Annotated in this window: 15 protein-coding genes; 13 read left to right on the forward strand and 2 right to left on the reverse strand. The window is 67.7% G+C overall.

What is annotated here, in order from left to right:
• Positions 1–158, forward strand: a 158-nt coding sequence (locus B0T39_RS20500; RefSeq protein ID WP_141111204.1) for a transposase, incomplete at its 5' end; no start/stop codon positions are given.
• 8 nt (positions 159–166) lie between these two features.
• Here B0T39_RS20500 and B0T39_RS20505 read toward each other — a convergent pair.
• Entirely contained in the window at positions 167–835 is a 669-nt protein-coding gene (locus B0T39_RS20505; RefSeq protein ID WP_081549941.1) for a class I SAM-dependent methyltransferase, read from the reverse strand.
• A gap of 63 nt (positions 836–898) precedes the next feature.
• Complete coding sequence (locus B0T39_RS20510) at positions 899–1,078, reverse strand: DUF3460 family protein (RefSeq protein ID WP_019101069.1); 180 nt, start codon at positions 1,076–1,078, stop codon at positions 899–901.
• Between the two features lie 237 nt (positions 1,079–1,315).
• Here B0T39_RS20510 and B0T39_RS20515 point away from each other — a divergent pair, with 237 nt between their 5' ends.
• Genes B0T39_RS20515 through B0T39_RS20570 form a run of 12 tightly spaced genes read left to right on the forward strand, consistent with a single transcriptional unit; the run spans position 1,316 to position 16,583 of the window.
• The gene (locus B0T39_RS20515) at positions 1,316–2,749 is read left to right on the forward strand and encodes an undecaprenyl-phosphate glucose phosphotransferase (RefSeq protein WP_081549997.1); all 1,434 of its coding nucleotides are present in this window, start codon (positions 1,316–1,318) and stop codon (positions 2,747–2,749) included.
• 7 nt (positions 2,750–2,756) lie between these two features.
• Positions 2,757–4,220 carry a mannose-1-phosphate guanylyltransferase/mannose-6-phosphate isomerase gene (locus B0T39_RS20520; protein ID WP_081549943.1) on the forward strand — a complete coding sequence of 488 codons (1,464 nt, stop codon included), beginning with the start codon at positions 2,757–2,759 and terminating at the stop codon, positions 4,218–4,220.
• A complete protein-coding gene (locus B0T39_RS20525; protein WP_081549945.1) occupies positions 4,217–5,131 on the forward strand; it encodes a glycosyltransferase family 2 protein in 915 nt (304 codons plus the stop codon). Before B0T39_RS20520 ends, B0T39_RS20525 begins: the two co-directional genes overlap by 4 nt.
• A gap of 5 nt (positions 5,132–5,136) precedes the next feature.
• Positions 5,137–5,943, forward strand: coding sequence for a polysaccharide biosynthesis/export family protein (locus B0T39_RS20530; protein ID WP_081549947.1), 807 nt, complete (start codon positions 5,137–5,139; stop codon positions 5,941–5,943).
• 27 nt (positions 5,944–5,970) lie between these two features.
• A complete protein-coding gene (locus B0T39_RS20535; protein ID WP_081549949.1) occupies positions 5,971–7,965 on the forward strand; it encodes a GumC family protein in 1,995 nt (664 codons plus the stop codon).
• Positions 7,962–9,146 carry a glycosyltransferase gene (locus B0T39_RS20540; RefSeq protein WP_081549951.1) on the forward strand — a complete coding sequence of 395 codons (1,185 nt, stop codon included), beginning with the start codon at positions 7,962–7,964 and terminating at the stop codon, positions 9,144–9,146. The genes B0T39_RS20535 and B0T39_RS20540 overlap by 4 nt, the downstream gene beginning before the upstream one ends.
• The gene (locus B0T39_RS20545; RefSeq protein ID WP_081549953.1) at positions 9,139–10,470 is read left to right on the forward strand and encodes a cellulase family glycosylhydrolase; all 1,332 of its coding nucleotides are present in this window, start codon (positions 9,139–9,141) and stop codon (positions 10,468–10,470) included. The genes B0T39_RS20540 and B0T39_RS20545 overlap by 8 nt, the downstream gene beginning before the upstream one ends.
• Complete coding sequence (locus B0T39_RS20550; RefSeq protein WP_217806302.1) at positions 10,467–11,729, forward strand: glycosyltransferase; 1,263 nt, start codon at positions 10,467–10,469, stop codon at positions 11,727–11,729. Before B0T39_RS20545 ends, B0T39_RS20550 begins: the two co-directional genes overlap by 4 nt.
• Complete coding sequence (locus B0T39_RS20555; protein ID WP_081549955.1) at positions 11,713–12,816, forward strand: glycosyltransferase family 4 protein; 1,104 nt, start codon at positions 11,713–11,715, stop codon at positions 12,814–12,816. The genes B0T39_RS20550 and B0T39_RS20555 overlap by 17 nt, the downstream gene beginning before the upstream one ends.
• Positions 12,813–14,237, forward strand: a complete 1,425-nt coding sequence (locus B0T39_RS20560) for an O-antigen ligase family protein (RefSeq protein WP_081549957.1) — start codon at positions 12,813–12,815, stop codon at positions 14,235–14,237. The genes B0T39_RS20555 and B0T39_RS20560 overlap by 4 nt, the downstream gene beginning before the upstream one ends.
• Entirely contained in the window at positions 14,234–15,097 is an 864-nt protein-coding gene (locus B0T39_RS20565; protein WP_019101438.1) for an acyltransferase, read from the forward strand. Before B0T39_RS20560 ends, B0T39_RS20565 begins: the two co-directional genes overlap by 4 nt.
• 13 nt (positions 15,098–15,110) lie before the next feature.
• Positions 15,111–16,583, forward strand: a complete 1,473-nt coding sequence (locus B0T39_RS20570; RefSeq protein ID WP_081549959.1) for a lipid II flippase MurJ — start codon at positions 15,111–15,113, stop codon at positions 16,581–16,583.
• The last annotated feature ends 34 nt before the right edge of the window (positions 16,584–16,617 follow it).

The raw sequence follows: 16,617 nt of genomic DNA on the forward strand, positions 1-16,617 counted from the left end.
ACCAATTTGCGGTGATGCCTCAACGTTGGGTGGTGGAGCGCTCATTTGCTTGGCTTGAGAAATGCCGACGGTTATGGAAGAACTGCGAGCGGAAACTCAATACCAGCTTGCAGTTCATCCATTTAGCCTTCCTCGTGCTGTTGCTCAAAAGATCGTGAACAGGCTCTTAGACCCGCCGCGTGCACAAGGTCAGCCCATCCCCCACCGGCAGCACGCACATGCGGATGCGCGGGTCGTGCTTCAGGCTGGCGTTGAATTCGTGCATCAGGTGCACGCCGGGCGGGTCTTCCGGCTTGGGTTCCACCACGCGGCCGGACAGGAAGATATTGTCGATGGCGATCACGCCGCCGGGGCGCACCAGTTGCAGGCAGGCCTCGTAATAGTCGCGGTAGGCGGGCTTGTCCGCGTCGATGAAGGCCAGGTCGTACTGGCCGGCCTGGCCGGCGGCCAGTTGCTCGCGCAAGGTGGCGAGCGCCGGTTGCAGCACCAGTTCGATGCGATCGGCGACGCCGGCGCGGGTCCAGTAGTCGCGGGCGACGGCGGTGAAGGTTTCGCTGACGTCGCAGGCCAGCGTGCGGCTGTCCGCCGGCATCGCCAAGGTCACCGCCAGCGAGCTGTAGCCGGTGAACACGCCGATCTCCAGATAGCGGCGCGCGCCTATCAGTTGAGCCAGCCAGGCCATGAACTGACCTTGTTCCGGCGCGATTTGCATCTTGGCCAGGCGGAGAGTGGCGGTGAATTCGCGTAGCTCGCGCATCACCGGATGTTCGCTGAGGCTGATGTTCAGCAGGTAATCGTGCAAGGCGCCGTCTAGCGCCAGGGTGCGGCTGGTCATGGGGTATGCAGTGCAATCGGAAACGCCCGCGGCGCGGGCGTCGGGTCAGGCGGGGAGCCGGGTTTATTCCGGCTGGTAAACGTAGGGCTGTTGCGGAACGCGGGATTCTTTCCAGCGTTTCTGGTCGTCGGCGTTCAATTGACGGTCCCACAGGGTCAGGCGCAGCTCGCGGCGCTGGCTGTCCACTTCCGGGTGTTCTTCCAGGAAGCCGTTGATGAATTGGGTGAAATCGGACTGATACATCGCATCGTTCCTTCTAAGGCTGATGTCGTGATTTTAATCGATAAATCGCCGCGCAGTCAGCCTGCCAACTTCGCTTTACATTCATTTTGACAACAGATTTCAAGGTACAGCGCAAATCCTGGTTGCGCTGGGGGCGCTTTGCTGCGATATTGCGCAAAAGGTTTAAAGACATTAAATTAAAATTTTAAACTGAAAAGGTGGATTTGTTTAATCAAATTAAACTTAATGGTTTGCAATATGCGAATTCGCAATGTGGATGGCTTGGTGCAGTTCTACCCCGAGACCTTGACCTATCTGCGGCTGTTGGCCCGGTTGACGCACCTGGCGATGGTGCTGGCGCCCGGCTGTGTGTTGCTGCTGCTTGAGCCGGCCGCCGCGGCGGCCCGCGGGCAGGCCGGACAGCTCTTGTTGCTGGTCGGCGCGCTGGCTTTGCTGTCTTTTCAGGCGCTGGGCGTTTACGGCGGAAGCATGTTTTTGCGTCAGTTGCGCCTGCGGCCCTTGGCCGCGGCGTGCGTGATGTTGTTTTTGGTCTTGTGGCTGGCCCGCGGGCTGTCCCCGGCCTTGGCCGCCTTGCCGGACCGGCTGTGGCCGGTCTGGTTTACGGCGACGCTGGCCTTATTGCTGGCGCAGCGCTTGTTGGTGCACGTCTGGTGCCGCCGGCTGGTGCGTCGCGGCGTGGGCCTGCAACGCACGGTGATCCTGGGTTGTACTGCCAGCGGCCATTTGCTGGCCGGTTTTCTGAAGGAAAACGCGGACATCCGCGCCTGCGTGATTGGCTTTGTGGACGATCGTTCGGACCGCTTGCAGCACGCCATGGCCGGCCTGCCTTATTTGGGCGGCATGCGTCGGCTGGAGACGATGGTGCGTGAGGGCGAGGTACAGCAAATCCTGGTGGCGCTGCCTTGGGCGGCGGTCAAGCGGATGGGAGACTTGGTCAGCATGCTGCGACGCTTGCCGGTGACGGTGCTGCTGGCGCCGGACATGGCGGGCTTGCAGCACGCTCATCATCGGGTGACCGCGGTGGCGGGGTTGCCGATGTTCAATATTTCCGAGCGTCCGCTCAAGGGGTGGTCCCCCTTGCTCAAACGCTGCGAGGACGTGCTGCTCGCCGTTTGCGCGCTGGCGCTGACCGCGCCGCTGATGTTGCTGATCGCCTTGTTGATCAAGCTGGATTCGCCGGGGCCGGTGTTGTTCCGGCAAAGGCGCTACGGCTACAACAACCGTTTGATCGAGGTCTACAAATTCCGCTCCATGTACGTGGAGCGGACCGACGCCGACGCCGAGGCGCAAACCACACGCAGCGACCCGCGCGTGACTCGCGTTGGGCGCTTCATCCGCAAGACCAGCCTGGACGAACTGCCGCAATTGCTCAATGTGCTGGGCGGCAGCATGTCCATGGTGGGGCCGCGTCCGCACGCAACCGCCACCAAGGCCGCCGGTGTCTTGTTCGAAGACGCGGTGGCGGAGTATTCCGCCCGCCATCGGGTCAAGCCGGGCATTACCGGCTGGGCCCAGGTCAACGGCTACCGCGGCGAAACCGACACGCTGGCCAAGATAGAGGGCCGGGTGGCGCACGATCTCGAATACATCGAGAACTGGTCGCTGTGGTTCGACGCCTACATTCTGATCCGCACTCTGCCGGCCGTGCTGTCGGCCGACGAAGCCTATTGAGGCCGCCATGCAAACCCAAATTCCAGAACTGATTCCCTGCATCGTGTCCGGCGGCGCCGGTACCCGCTTGTGGCCGGTGTCCCGGCAGGCTTTTCCCAAACCCTTCATCCGCTTGGCCGACGATCAGAGCCTGCTGCAGAAGGCCTTTCTGCGCGCCGCGCGCCTGCCGGGGGTGAAGCGGGTGATGATCATCACCAATCAGCAGGCGCAACTGCGCACCCTGGACGAATGCCGGGCGGTCAACGCCGGCGGGTTGGCGTTGGAGCTGCTGTTGGAGCCGGAAGGGCGCAATACCGCTCCAGCGCTGGCGGCGGCCGCCGCGGACCTGCTGGAGCGCGAACCGGCGGCGAATCCCTTGCTATTGGCGCTGCCGGCGGATCATCTGATCGCCGACGAAGCCGCCTTCGCCGCCGCGGTGGAGAAAGCCGCGCGGCTGGCCGGCGACGGACGCATTGTCGTTTTCGGCTTGACGCCCAGCCGTGCGGAAACCGGTTTCGGCTACATCGAGGCCGGCGCGGCGATAGGCGCCGACGGGCAGGAAGTGACGCGCTTCGTGGAAAAGCCGGACCTTGCCGCCGCCGAAGGCTATCTGGCCGGCGACCGTCATTTGTGGAACAGCGGCATGTTCTGCTTTTCCGCCGCGGCTTTGTGCGAGGAACTGGCCGAACACGCGCCCGACGTGTTGGCGGCGGTGCGGGATTGCCTGGCGCACAGCCCGGCGTCCCAGAGCGCGGACCACCGCTTGCGGGCGCTGGAGCGCGAGCGTTTTGGCCGTTGCCCGGACATTTCCATCGATTACGCGGTCATGGAGCGCACCCGCGCCGCGGCAGTGGTGCGCTGCGAACTGGGCTGGAGCGATATCGGCAACTGGGACAGCCTGGCCGAGCAGTTTCCGGCCGACGCGGACGGCAACCGCGTCAGCGGCGATGCCTTGCTGCGGGACAGCCATGATTGCTTCATCCAGAGCCGCGGCCGCTTGATCGCGATGCTGGGCGTGGACAATCTGGCGGTGGTGGACACCCCGGACGCCCTGTTGGTGGCCGACCGCGGACGCAGCCAGGAAGTGCGCGAGCTGGCGCGGCGGCTGCAGGACCAGAATCATCCTGCCTGGCGGCTGCATCTGAGCTCGCAGCGGCCCTGGGGCCATTACACCGTGCTGGCGGACAGCGAACGCTACAAGATCAAGCGCATCGTGGTGAAGCCGGGCGCGTCGCTGTCCTTGCAGATGCACCACCACCGCAGCGAGCACTGGATCGTGGTCAGCGGCACCGCGATGGTGACCCACGGCCAAGAAGAGCGCTTGCTGCATACCAATGAATCCACCTTCATTCCCGCCGGCGAAACGCATAGATTGAGCAACCCCGGCTTGATCGACTTGGTGTTGATCGAGGTGCAGAGCGGCGAATATCTGGGCGAGGACGACATCGTGCGCTTCGCCGACGACTACGGCCGCTCGGAGGCCGCGCCGTGAGCCGCACCGCCTTGATCCTGCCGGTGCGCAACGCCGGCCGCCATCTGGACCGGCTGCTGCCGGCGCTGGCGGCGCAAAGCCTGCGTCCGGACGAATGGCTGGCGCTGGACAGCGAGTCCAGCGACGGCAGCCGGGCGCGCCTGTTGGCCGCCGGCGCCAGCGTGGTGTCGGTGCGCGCAGCGGACTTCAATCACGGCGGCACGCGCCGGCTGGCCAGCGAGCTGACCGACGCCAAGGTGTTGATCTATCTGACCCAGGACGCCATCCCGGCCGGGCCCGACGCCTTGCGCCGCTTGCGCGACGCGCTGCTGGCGGACGACGACATCGGCGTCGCCTACGGCCGCCAGCTGCCGCAGCCGGACGCCGGCCTGTTGGGCGCGCATGCGCGCCGCTTCAATTACCCGCCGTTCAGCCGCACCAAGCGGCTGGCCGACGCCGCCGAACTGGGCATCAAGACCTGTTTCAGTTCGGACTCCTTCGCCGCCTATCGCCGCGAGGCCTTGCGCGAGGTGGGCGGTTTCCCCATGGACGTGATCGGTTCCGAGGACGCTCACGTCGCCGGCCGCATGCTGCTGGCCGGCTGGGCGGTGCGCTACGAGGCCGCCGCCTGCGTCCACCATTCGCACGATTACGGGCTGTTGGAAGAAATGCGCCGCTATTTCGACATCGGCGTGTTTTACGGCCGCGAGCGCTGGATCGCCGAGCGCTTCGGCCGCGCCGGCGCGGAAGGGCGGCGCTTTGTGCGTTCGGAGCTGGAGACGGTTCGCCGCGCCGGCCAGCCCTGGCGGCAGTCCGAAGTGCTGCTGCGCTGCGCGCTCAAGCTGGCCGGCTATCGGCTGGGCCATGTCGAACGTTGGCTGCCGCGCGCGCTCAAGCGCCGCCTCAGCATGTTCCCCGCTTATTGGAAATGAATGCGATGACCACCGTCAAACTCGCCGCCGTCCTGTTGTTTGCCGTTCTGGGCGGACTGACGGCCTGTTCCACCCCCAGCACCATCGCGCTGCCGGACGCCAAGACCGTGGAAGCGCGGCAGCTGGCGCTGCGCGACATCAGCCAATTGCCGCCGCCGGTGACGCGGGTGATGAACGGCGACACCCTGCGCATTGTCCGCGACGCGCAATCCCCGGCTGAAAAAGACGAGATGGCGCTGTTCTTCGTGCGTCCGGACGGCAGTTTTTCCTATCCCAACGCCGGCCTGGTCCGCGGCGGGGGCCGCACGCCGGAGGAGATAGGGGCGGAGATCACCGACCGGCTGTCCGCGCGGTACCGCCAGCCGCAAGTCACCGTCAACATCGCCATCGCGCCGGGCAACCGCGTCTTCGTCGGCGGAGCGGTGCGCAATCCGTCCGCCTTTGAGCTGAGCGCCGCCGCCAGCATAGAACAAGCGGTGATCGGCGCCGGCGGCGTGCTGCCGTCCGCCGACAGCGAGCACGTGGCGCTGCTGCGCATGGACGAGACCGGCCTGTATCAAATCTATTTCACCGATCTGGCGCGGATGCTGGACCCTGCCGCCGGAAGGCGCGGCGTCATGCTGCAACGCGGCGACATCGTGTTCGTGCCCAAATCCGCCATCGGCAAGGCGGTGGAAGGCGTGGACATGTACGTCAACCAGCTGCTGCCCTTCTCCAAGGCGATAGGCATAGGCCTGAATTACGACCTGGGCGGCAAAGGCAGCAACAACGTCAATATCCAGAACAACCCCACCATCAAGGCCGGCGGTTAGCCTCTGGTCCGCACCGACGATAGCGACATGATAGAAATCCGCTCCTTCCGCGATCTGGCCCGCCTGTTCTTCATCTTCCGGCGGGAGTTCAAATGGGCGTTCGCCGCCACCGTGCTGGTGGCGGTGCTGGGCGCGTTCTTGCTGCCGGCCCGCTACGAGTCCGAAGCGCGGCTGTTGGTCAAGCCCGGCCGCGATACCAGTACGTTGCCGATCGAGTACGCCGACCGCCAAACGCTGGTGGCGCCCAGCACCCAGCGCGATCCCATCGTGGATGAGGAAAAGCTGCTGACCGGCCGTCCCATCATCCACCAAGTCGCCGACTACTACCTGAACGAGATGCGTTCTCCACCGCCGCAAGGCTGGTGGAAAACCTTCAAGCATCAGGCGAAGCAGGTGGTGGGTACGGTGTTGGACGGGGCGCGCGACGCGCTGGCCCTGATCGGGGTGGTGGAAACGCAGACCCCGCAAGAGCGGCTGGCCGCCAGGCTGGAAAAACAATTCAGCGTCAGCCATCAGAGCGGCTCCGCGGTGATGGAAATCGCTTTCAGCTGGGACGATCCGGCGGTGGCGCAGCAAGTGCTGGCCAAGTGGCTGTCCTTGTACGTCGATGAGCGCAGCCGCGCGCTGGGCCGCAAAAGCCTGTACGCGTTTTACGAAACCGAGAGCGGCAAGCTGGCCGAGCAGATCGCCGGCTACAAGGAACGTATCGGCCAGCAATTGCGCCAGATCGACGGCATCAGTTCCAAGGAGAGGCTGGACAGCCTCACCGACCAGCTCAACAAGCTGGAGGCGGCGCGCAGCGCCGACCAGGCGGACTGGATGGCGGCGCAGGGCGGCATCGCCAATGCCCAGGCCAGCGGCGGCAAGCTGCCGCGTGAAATCACCAAGGAGCGCGAACTGAGCCTGAATCCGGCGCAGCAGGATCTCAAGCTCAAGCTCAACGGCTTGGAGCTGGAGCGGCTGGACAAGCTCAAGACTTATTTGCCGGACGCGCCGCCCATCCGCGAGTTGGACGAAAACATCGCCGCGCTCAAGGCGCTGATCGCGCGCGAAAAAGACACGGTGCAGCGCTCGGAAAACCGCGTGCCCAGCGACCTCGTCAATCTGCTGGAGCGCGGCAAGCTGGAGCGCGGCATGCGCGCCGGCGAGCTAAAGGCCAAGGTGGCGGCTTACGACAAGGCCATCGCCGCGCTGAAGGACGAGCGCGCGCGCATTCTGAGCGTGGAGCCGGAGCTGTCGCGGCTGGAGCGCAATCTGGCGGTAGCGGAAAAGAACTACCTGCTCTACCGCGACAGTCTGGAAAAAGCGCGCATCGACCGTGAGCTGGACAACAGCCGCATCAGCAATATCGCGGTGATCGAGCAAGCCACCTTTAGCCCGGCGCGAGTGTTTCCCAAGAGCCTGGCCATCCTGTTGGCCGCGGTGCCGGCCGGCTTGGCGGTGGGGCTGTTCGCGCTCTACCTGTGCTACCTGCTGGACCAGCGCATTCACGACGGCGGAGGCGTTGAGCGCCGTTTTGGCGTGCCGTTGTGGAGCACGCTGATGGAATTGGAGCCGGGCCAAACCCCGCCTCCGGCGTTCGAAGCCAGCATCTATCGACTTTACAGCCAACTGCCGGCGGACAAGCTGGCGCGGGACGGCCTGGTCATCGGTCTGGTGTCCTCGCGGCGCGGCGAGGGCGTCAGCTTCATCGCCGGCCAGTTCCTGCGCGTGTTGGCCGAGCGAGGCGTGCCGGCAAGACTGGCCGCCGGCGACGCGCGCGTCGGCCCCGGCGAAGTGGCGCTGATCGAGGCGCCGGCGCTGCTCGACAATCAACAGGCCTTTGTGCAGTTGAAGCGCGCCGATCTGATCCTGCTGGTGGTGGAGGCGCGCGCCTCCACGGCGCCGGTGGTGGAAAACGCGCTGGCCATCCTGGGTGCCGCGTTTGGACAGGTGGACGGCATTGTGCTCAACCGCCGCCGTTTTGAAATCCCCGCCGCCGTGCTGAAACGCGCGGCGCGCTGGAAAGGAGAAGGCCGATGAAGATCGCCCTGTTGGCTCCGCTGCCGTCGGAGCAGAACGGCATTGCCGACTATGCCGACGCCTGGCGCCTGGCTTTGGAAAACGAAGGCGTCAGCGTCGTCTCTCCGCTGGGGGGGCAGCCGCTGGCGAGCAACGCTCTGGAACTGTCCTGGCAGATGCAGAACGTGAATTGGAGCGATTTCGACTTGGTGCACGCGGAGCTGGGAGGCGGGCGCTGCGGCGAGTTCATGGCGCTGGAGTGGCTGGCGCGTCATCAGCCGGAACTGAGGCTGACCGCCACCGTTCATGACCCGGAACGCCTGGTCTGGAGGCCGCCCGGCTTGCCGCGGCGGCTGCCGCGCCCGCTTGGCCAGGCCGCCGCCTTGCTGGCCGCTCCGCTGACGCTGGCGCGAGAGCGGCGGCTGGCCCGGCGCTTGACCCGGCTGGTGACGCTGACGACCATCGGCGCGGAGCGCCTGGCCCGGCGGATGCGGCTGCCGGACGGGCGGGTGTTCCATATCGCGCACGGCAATTGCGAGATCGCCGCTCAGCCGTTGCCGGCCTTGCCGCCGCAAGGGCCGTTGCGGCTGCTGTACTTCGGCTACATCTACCAGGGCAAGGGCATCGAGGATGTGCTGGACGCGCTGGCGCTGCTGCAGGAAGAGCCGGATACCCGCGACCGGGTGAGGCTGACCCTGGCGGGCGGAGTGGCGCCGGACGTCGCCTTCGGCCGCTCCGGCTCTTATCTGGAATCCCTGCGCCAGCAAGCCATCCTGCTGGGGCTGCACCGGGACATGCTGGAATGGCGGCCGGACCTGCCGGCGGCCGAGATCCCCGGCCTGATCCAGGCCAATCACGCCATGGTGCTGCCTTATCGGGAATCGTGGAAGCTGGCCTTGCTGGGCCGGATGTGCGGCGCCAGCGGCGCGCTGTCCTGGGCGGTGGCCTGCGGCCGCGGCGTGGTCTGTTCCGACGCCCGCGCCCTGGCCGAGGAGGCCTCCTTCGGCAACGGCGCGGTGTACCCCCGGGGCGACAGCGCGGCGCTGGCCCGGACCTTGAGCGGGCTGCTGCGTCAGCCGGAGCGCTTGCGTCAGCATAGCGAGCAGGCGCGGAGCTTGGGGCGGGAGCGCGCTTGGCCGCGGGTGGCGACGCAATTTCTGCAATTGTTTCAGACGGCGCTGCGGGAGAGAGCGCATGGCTAGCGCGCGCGGCGGCGCGACGCGGCGGATGTTGGTTCTGGCGGCGGTTCTGGGTTTGGCCGCGGCTGGCCCGCGCGCGGAAACCACCGAGCTAACCGCCGGCCGGCCGGTGGTGTGGCGCGATTTCCTTGGCGTCAACGCGCATTTCCTGTGGTTCACGCCGCCGCAATACCAGCGCCAGATGCAGCAGCTCAAGTCGCTTGGCCTGAACTGGGTGCGCGTGGACCTGCATTGGGATCGCCACGAGCCCAAGGAAAACCAGTTTGTGTTTGCGCCGCTGGACCAACTGGTGGACACGCTAAAGGCGCAGAAGCTCAAATCGGTCTTTTACTTGGTGGGGTCGGCGCCCTTCGCCAGCAGCGTGCCGCCGCTGCTTGGCTCCAGCGACCAGTACCCGCCCAAGGACGACAAGGTGTTCGCCAAGCGCATGGCCATGTTGGCGCGGCGCTATCCGACGGTGGATGCCTGGCAGGTGTGGAACGAACCCAATCTGCCCGGCTTCTGGCGGCCGCTGCCCAGCCCGGAAGGGTACGGCCGTTTGTTGCAGGCCAGCGCCGAAGCGCTGCGCGCCGCTGCGCCGGGCAAGCCGGTGGTGATGGCCGGCATGGCTTATTACAGTCAGATGCCGGTGCGCGGCGGGCTGATGCTGGAGGAGCTGGGCAAGAAGGGAAGCCTGAACCTGAAAACCATCGTCGCCTACCATCCGTACAGCCAGCAGCCGGAGGGCGACGATCCTAAAACGCGGGACTTCGTGCTGCGCGCGCAGCAGATCAACGCCCGGCTGCGCCAGGTCAAGGCGCCGGGGATCTGGGCCACCGAATGGGGCTGGTCCAGCTACGCCGGGCCCAAGGAGGAGCAGGACATCATCGGCCGCGACGGCCAGGCGGATTATCTATTGCGTCGGCTGGCGTTGATGAGCGCGCTGGATTACGACCGCGTCTTCCTGTTCGCGTTGTCCGATCTGGACCAGCGCGCCAGCGCGCGCGACCGCGGCTACGGCCTGCTGGATCTCGACGGCAAACCCAAGCCCGCCTACAAGGCCCTGGCGCGCTTCCTCGCCATTACCGGCCCGCGGCTGGAGCCGGCGGCCCCGCCGCGCTTGGACGCCGCGCCGGATGGTTTGTACAGCATCGCCTGGCGCAAGCCGGACGGCGCGCACCTGTGGATGTTCTGGAGCGCGAGCGGCGGCGCGGCGCGTTTGCCCGGCATCGCCCGCGCCACGCTGCGTCAGCCGCTGAGCGGAGGCAGCACAGCCTTGAGCGCCGCCGGAGACAGCCTGCGCGTGACGGTGACGCCGCAGCTGCAAATTTTGGAGTGGCGAGAATGAAACCGGGGTCTCTTCACCGTCCTCTTTCCCTCGGTTACACCGGCGCGTGTCCGCCGCTGCGTATCTTGTGGACCCTGCCTTATCTGCCCTGGCCCACCACCAGCGGGGGCAAGCTGCGTCAGTTCCAACTGCTGCGCGCGCTGGCGGCGCGCGGCCATCGCATCACCTTGCTGGTGCAGAGCAAGGAGCCGGCCAGCGACGCCTGCCGCCGCCAGCTGGAAAGCATTGTTGAACGGCTGATCGTGCTGCCGCGCCGTCCGCTGAAACACCCGCTGACGCTCTTGGCCGCCGCGCTGGGCCCGTATCCGCTGCTGGCCAGCGTCAACGGCCTGGCGCCGGACTTGAGCCGAACCTTCGACGGCCTGCTGCGCCAGCCTTGGGACGTGGTGCAAATCGAGCACAGTTACGGCTTGCAGCCCTTTCTGGACGTGTTGGGCCGCCACGGTCAGCCTTTCCTGCTGACCGAGCACAATGTCGAATCCGAGCTGGGCGCGGCCACTTATCAGCACCTGCCGCGCTGGTGCGCGCCCTTTGTGTGGTGGGACCGCTGGCGTTATCGGCGCTGGGCGGCCCTGGCGTTGAACGCCGCCGAGCGCGTCGCCGCCGTCACCTGGGAGGATGCCGAGGCAATGGCTCAGCACAGCGGCCGGCTGGTGGACGTGGTGATCAACGGCGTGGACGCCGACGCCTTCGCCGAAGTCCGCCCGGATTACGCCAGCCAGCGCCTGCTGTTCGTCGGCAATTTCGAATACCCGCCCAACCGCGACGCCGTCGTCTGGCTGGCGGAGGAAGTGATGCCGCGGCTGTGGCGGCGGCTGCCGCGGGCGCGGCTGGCGATATGCGGTTACGCGATGCCGGAAGACTGGGCGCGGCGGTGGCCGGACGAGCGCCTGGAGTGGCTGGGCTTTGTGCCGGAACTCTCGACGCAGCAGCGCCGCGCCGCCGCCTTCATCGCCGGGCTGCGTCAGGGCGGAGGCTCCAAGCTCAAAGTGCTGGAGGCGCTGGCCGCGGGCCTGGCGCTGCTGAGCACGCCGCAGGGCGCGTCCGGACTGGACCTGCGGCCCGACAGCGATTACCTGAGGGGCGACGACGCCGAGCAGCTGGCCGAGGCCGCCGCCGCGCTGCTGAGCCGGCCGGAGCGCGCCGCCAGCCTGGGCGCGGCCGGGCGGGAATACGTGAGGAGGCGGCACGATTGGGCCATCGCCGCCGACCAGCTGGAAACCTTGTATCGGGAGCTGAGACATGCGCATCGGAATTGATTACCGTCCGGTCACCGCCGCGCCGCGCTCCGGCATCGCGCGGCAAGTGCTGGCGCTGGAAGCCGCGTTGGCGGCGCGGCCGAACGTGGAAGTGCTGCGCTTCACCGCCTGTCCGGCAGACCATCCCCACCGGCGGCTGGCCGAATGCCCGGCGCGGCCCAGTCCTGCGGACGGACTGCACCGCCCACGCGAGCGTTGGCATTTCGAATGCCGTTTTTTGCCGCGGGCCATCCGCGCCCGTCGGCTGGACCTGTACATCGCCACCGCCAACACCGGCCTGCCGCTCTGGCGCGCGCCCGGCGGCGTGCGCTACGCCATGCTGCTGCACGATGTGTTCCAGCTGACCCTGGACAACTACCACGTCAGCTTGCTGCGCGCGCTGGCTTACCGCGTGATCGACTGGATCGGCACCGCGCGCTCCTTGCAGCGCGCCGACGCGATATGGACACCGTCGCAATTCACCGCCGACGCCGCCGCGCGGCTGTTCCCGCGTCAGCGCGCCAAACTGGCGCTGCTGCCCAACGCGGTGCCGCAGCCGGCCGCGCCGGCCGCGGCGCTGCCGGCCTCGCTGCCGGCGCGCTACTGGCTGGCGGTGGGCGCGCGCGAACCGCGCAAGAACATGCCCTGGTTTGTTGAGCAATGGAGGAAGGCGCGTCAGCGCCAGCCGGACCTGCCGGCATTGGCGTTGGTGGCGCGGCCGGAAGACCTGCCGGCGGAACTGCGTCGGCTGGAGGGGCTGATCTGGCTCAGCGATCTGGACGACGGCATGTTGAGCGCGGTGTACGCGGCGGCGGAACGGCTGTGGCAACCGTCCTACGCGGAAGGCTTCGGCCTGCCGGTGATAGAGGCGCTGGCGCAAGGCACGCCGGTGGCGGTGGCCACAGGCTCGGCGCTGGACGAAGTCGCGCCGCCGCAAGCGGCGCGCTTCGCCCCCAACGACGCCAGCGGGCTGCAAGCCCTGATGCACCGGCTGGCCGCGGCCGGGCCGGACGGCGACGCCGACGCCAACCGCGCCTGGGCGCGACGCTACGATATGGATGCCTATCGCCGCCGCGTGGATCAGCTATTGGACCGGCTGCTGGCATGACGCCGCTGAACCGCGCGCTCGCCCTGGTCTGCGGGCTATTGTTCGGCGGCTTGCTGGCCTTCAGCCCGGCCGCCGCCGCGCTGGCGCTGGCCGCCGCCTGCGCCGGAGTCGCCGTGCTGCGCGCGCCGCTGCTGGGGCTGGTTTTGTTCGGCTTCGCCGCCACCCTGACGCCCTATTCCACGGTGCAACTGGGCGTGCGCGTCACCGTATCCGAGGCGCTGCTGGGCCTGGCCTGGCTGGGCGCGCTGCCGCGCTTGGCCGTCGGCGTCCTGCAATGGCCGAGCGGCCGCGTCGAGCGGCGCTTGTTGTGGCTGATGGCCTTCAGCCTGCTGCCGTTTTTGGCGGGACAGCTGATGGTGCAGGCCGACGGCAACGGCCCGGTCAACTGGGCGCGCTGGCTGCTTAATCTGTCCGCCTTGTTCCTGGCCCCGCTGTTGCTGCCGGACGAGCGCAGCCGCGACCGTCTGATCGTGATGTTGCTGTTGGGGACGCTGGCCATGCTGCTGCTGTCCATCGGCTACTTTCTCAAGGACCGCGACGCCAACAGCTTCATCCCGGTGCTGGAGAAACTGCGCTACGCCCACCCGGAAGCGGTGCGCGACATCTTCTCCGCCAACTACACCCGCATGGCCTCGCCCTGGGTGCACCCCAACCTCACCGGCGGCGCGTTGGCGCTCTTCCTGCCGCTGGCTTTCTTTTACGGTTTGACGCAGCGCGGCTGGCGCCGGCTGCTGGGCTTGACGGTGGCGCTGTTGGGCGCGGCCGGCCTGTTGTTCAGCATTTCACGCGGGGCCATCGTCAGCCTGGCGCTGGTCTTGCTTTGGCTGAGCTGGCGGCGCGCGCCGCATGCCGGCCGCATCATCGGCCTGGCCGCGGCGCTGGGCCTGGCCTTGGTCCTGTTTTACCCGCCCTTGCAACAGCGTCTGGCCACGACCTTTTCCGCCAGCAACGCCAGCACCGAGGTGCGCATGGACGAATACCGCCGCTTCCCCGACGCGGTGCGCGCTTACCCGCTGGGCCTGGGTTTCAAGGTGGATCCGCCGCCGCCGGACAGCGGCCTGCTCGGCATCTCCAATCTGTGGCTCAACTTCGTCTACAAGCTGGGCGCGCCCGGCATGTTGCTATTCGTCGCCGTCACCGTGGCTTGGTGGCGCGAGGCGCGGCCGCGTGGCCCCTTGTCCGCGCTGGACCCGGAGCGCGCCATCTGGCTCGGCACCCTGTCCGGCTTGCTGGCTGCGCTGCTCACCGGTCTGTTTGACCACTATTACAGCTTCACCATGGTGCTGATCGGCCTGTTCTGGCTGCTGATGGGCGTCAATCTGCAAGCGGCGCGCCGGCTGGCCGGCCGCGGCGACCCGCTGTTGACCCTCTCCGCGCCGGCAGGCTCCGCGCCAATCGATTCGAAAGCGAAACCGCGATGAACCCGACCGACCTTCCCCCCGCGCCGCCGGCGCTGACGCTACGCCACCGTATTTACCACAGCAGCGCGCTGCGCGAGCGCCTGGACGGCTACGCCGCGCGCCTTGGCGTTCCGGCGGCGGAACTGGCCGCCGCCTACGACTGGATGCTGGCCAATAATGTGGCCTTCGAAGAGGGCGACGCCGCGGAGCCGCGCGTCTCCATCGTTTCCGTGAATATGGAAAGCCGCATCCCGCATCCGTTGGCGAGCCGCTTCTACGCGCTGCTGCGCGACGAAGTGCCCACCCAACTGGTGCCGCGTTACGGCCTCAACTGGCCCACTTTCAAGGACCGCTGGCTGCGCGCCTGGGAGCAGTGCTACAACATTCTGATCAACAAACTGCCGTCCCATCATCTGCGCTTGGCCTGGCTGCGCCTGGGCGGCGCGCGCATCGGCAAGGGCTCCAGCGTGTGGCGCAACACCGAGGTGCTGGGGGTCAACAATCTGGTGATAGGCGCGGACAGCTGCGTGGCCTGGCATTGCCTGCTGGACGCCCGCGCCGGGCTGATCATCGGCGATCATGTCGCCATTGCCTCCTACGCCAAAATCATCGCCGGCAGCCACGACCTGAGCGCGCCGGAATTCTGGTCGGTATCGGCGCCGGTCTACATCGACGACTACGCCTGGATCGCCACCGGCGCGCTGATCGGCCACGGCGCGCGCATCGGCCGCGGCGCGGTGGTCACCGCCAACACCGTGGTGGGCAAGGAAGTGGCCCCGTACAAGATCGTCGGCGGCAGCGGCGCCAAGCCCATGGGCGAGCGGCCGCGCGATCTCAACTACAAGGTGGGCGGCAAAGGGCTGTTCACCCTGTTCCACTAATGACACTGAGCCCATGTTCGGTTCCGCCGCCTTATTGACCCTGGCCACGCTGGCCGGCCTGTTGGCCGGTTTCGCCCGCGAGTGGCTGCTGGTGGCCGCCTGGGGGGCCGGCGGGCGCAGCGACGCCTTTCTGGTGGCGATGTTCCTGCCGGAAGCCTTGCGCACTCTGCTGGCCGGCGGTTTGCTGTCCGCCGCGCTGCTGCCCTTGTGGCAAGCGCAGACGCCGGCGCGGCGCGGCGCCTGGCTGGCTGGTCAACTGCGCCACTGGCTGGGCGTTGGCTTGGGCCTGGCCGCGTTGTTGAGCCTGGCCGCGCCGTGGCTGACGCGGGCGCTGGCGCCCGGCGTCGACGCCGCTCACGCGGCGCAGGCCGCCGCCGCGCTGCGTTGGCTGGCCTGGCTGGCGCCTGGCCTGTTGCTCCAGGCGGCGCTGGCGGCGCCGCTGCAAGCCCAGGGCCGTTTCCTGCTGGCCGGGTTGGGGTCGCTGCTGTTCAATCTGCCGGCGGTGTCATACCTGTATTGGGCCGGACCGGCCGCGGAGGCGGCCACGCTGGCGCAATGCTTTCTTGTCGGCAGCCTGCTGATGGCGGCGGCGCTGCTGCCCGGCAACTGGCGGCTGGGTTGGCGGCCCTGGCTGCGCGCCGGCCGCGGCGAAGCCGGCCAGGCCTGGCGGCAGTTGTGGCCCTTGCTGGCCAGCGGCGCCGCCAGCCAGGGCCTGGGCTTGCTGGAGCGGGTGGCCGCTTCGTTGTTGGGGGAGGGAACGATTACCCTGCTCAACCTGGCGCGCAAGCTGATCAATCTGCCGCTGATCGCGCTGATGAGTTTGAACCAGGTGCTGTTGAGCAAGATGAGCGGAGCGCTGGGCGCGGACCGGCTGCGGTTGCTGGATAGCGGCCTGGCCGCCTGCACTCTGTTGACCCTGCCGGCGGCGGCCGGTTTGATCGGCGCCGCGCCGGCGCTGGTGGCCTTGTTGCTGCCGGCCGGGCTGGCGGCGAGCAGCCTGCCGCTGCTGCTGGCGCTGTACGCGCCGGGCATTGTGTTCGGCGCCTGGAACGCGCTGTTGGCGCGCTATTGCTACGCCGGCGGCGATACCCGCGGGCCGATGCTGCTGGAACTGGCGGGCAGCGCGTTGAGCGCGGCGCTGCTGCTGACGCTGCCGCGCTGGCTGGGCTTGCCCGGCCTGGCGCTGGCCGCCTTGGCGGGAGTATGGCTGACCGGCGGCCTGCTCGCCGCCCGCTTGGGTCAGGGCCTGTTGCCAAGGCTGGTCCGCCAGGGCCTGACGGCGTCCGTACCGCTGGCCGCCGCCGGCCTGCTGTTGTTTCCGCTGCGCGGCTTCGGCCCGTGGCCGCAACTGACGTTGGCCGCCGTGGCCGGCGCTGTGTTGTTGCTGGTTCTGGGCTGGCGCTTTAGAGCCGGCTCAAAGTCTCGCGAGCAAGAGCGAGGCAAGGCGAAAACGGCTGAGGAAGCGGAATCTACAAGAAGTGCATGAGCATTCCGAAGACGTTTTCAACGCCGTATCGCCG

Origin of the sequence: Chromobacterium haemolyticum, assembly GCF_002081825.1 — a bacterium.
Taxonomy (GTDB): Bacteria; Pseudomonadota; Gammaproteobacteria; order Burkholderiales; family Chromobacteriaceae; genus Chromobacterium; species Chromobacterium fluminis.

Coding starts and splice junctions, on each gene's coding strand:
- B0T39_RS20570 (WP_081549959.1), top strand. CDS start 15,111: ATGTTCGGTTCCGCCGCCTTATTGACCCTGGCCACGCTGGCCGGCCTG.
- B0T39_RS20535 (WP_081549949.1), top strand. CDS start 5,971: ATGATAGAAATCCGCTCCTTCCGCGATCTGGCCCGCCTGTTCTTCATC.
- B0T39_RS20510 (WP_019101069.1), bottom strand. CDS start 1,078: ATGTATCAGTCCGATTTCACCCAATTCATCAACGGCTTCCTGGAAGAA.
- B0T39_RS20560 (WP_081549957.1), top strand. CDS start 12,813: ATGACGCCGCTGAACCGCGCGCTCGCCCTGGTCTGCGGGCTATTGTTC.
- B0T39_RS20545 (WP_081549953.1), top strand. CDS start 9,139: ATGGCTAGCGCGCGCGGCGGCGCGACGCGGCGGATGTTGGTTCTGGCG.
- B0T39_RS20565 (WP_019101438.1), top strand. CDS start 14,234: ATGAACCCGACCGACCTTCCCCCCGCGCCGCCGGCGCTGACGCTACGC.
- B0T39_RS20515 (WP_081549997.1), top strand. CDS start 1,316: ATGCGAATTCGCAATGTGGATGGCTTGGTGCAGTTCTACCCCGAGACC.
- B0T39_RS20520 (WP_081549943.1), top strand. CDS start 2,757: ATGCAAACCCAAATTCCAGAACTGATTCCCTGCATCGTGTCCGGCGGC.
- B0T39_RS20540 (WP_081549951.1), top strand. CDS start 7,962: ATGAAGATCGCCCTGTTGGCTCCGCTGCCGTCGGAGCAGAACGGCATT.
- B0T39_RS20555 (WP_081549955.1), top strand. CDS start 11,713: ATGCGCATCGGAATTGATTACCGTCCGGTCACCGCCGCGCCGCGCTCC.
- B0T39_RS20505 (WP_081549941.1), bottom strand. CDS start 835: ATGACCAGCCGCACCCTGGCGCTAGACGGCGCCTTGCACGATTACCTG.
- B0T39_RS20550 (WP_217806302.1), top strand. CDS start 10,467: ATGAAACCGGGGTCTCTTCACCGTCCTCTTTCCCTCGGTTACACCGGC.
- B0T39_RS20530 (WP_081549947.1), top strand. CDS start 5,137: ATGACCACCGTCAAACTCGCCGCCGTCCTGTTGTTTGCCGTTCTGGGC.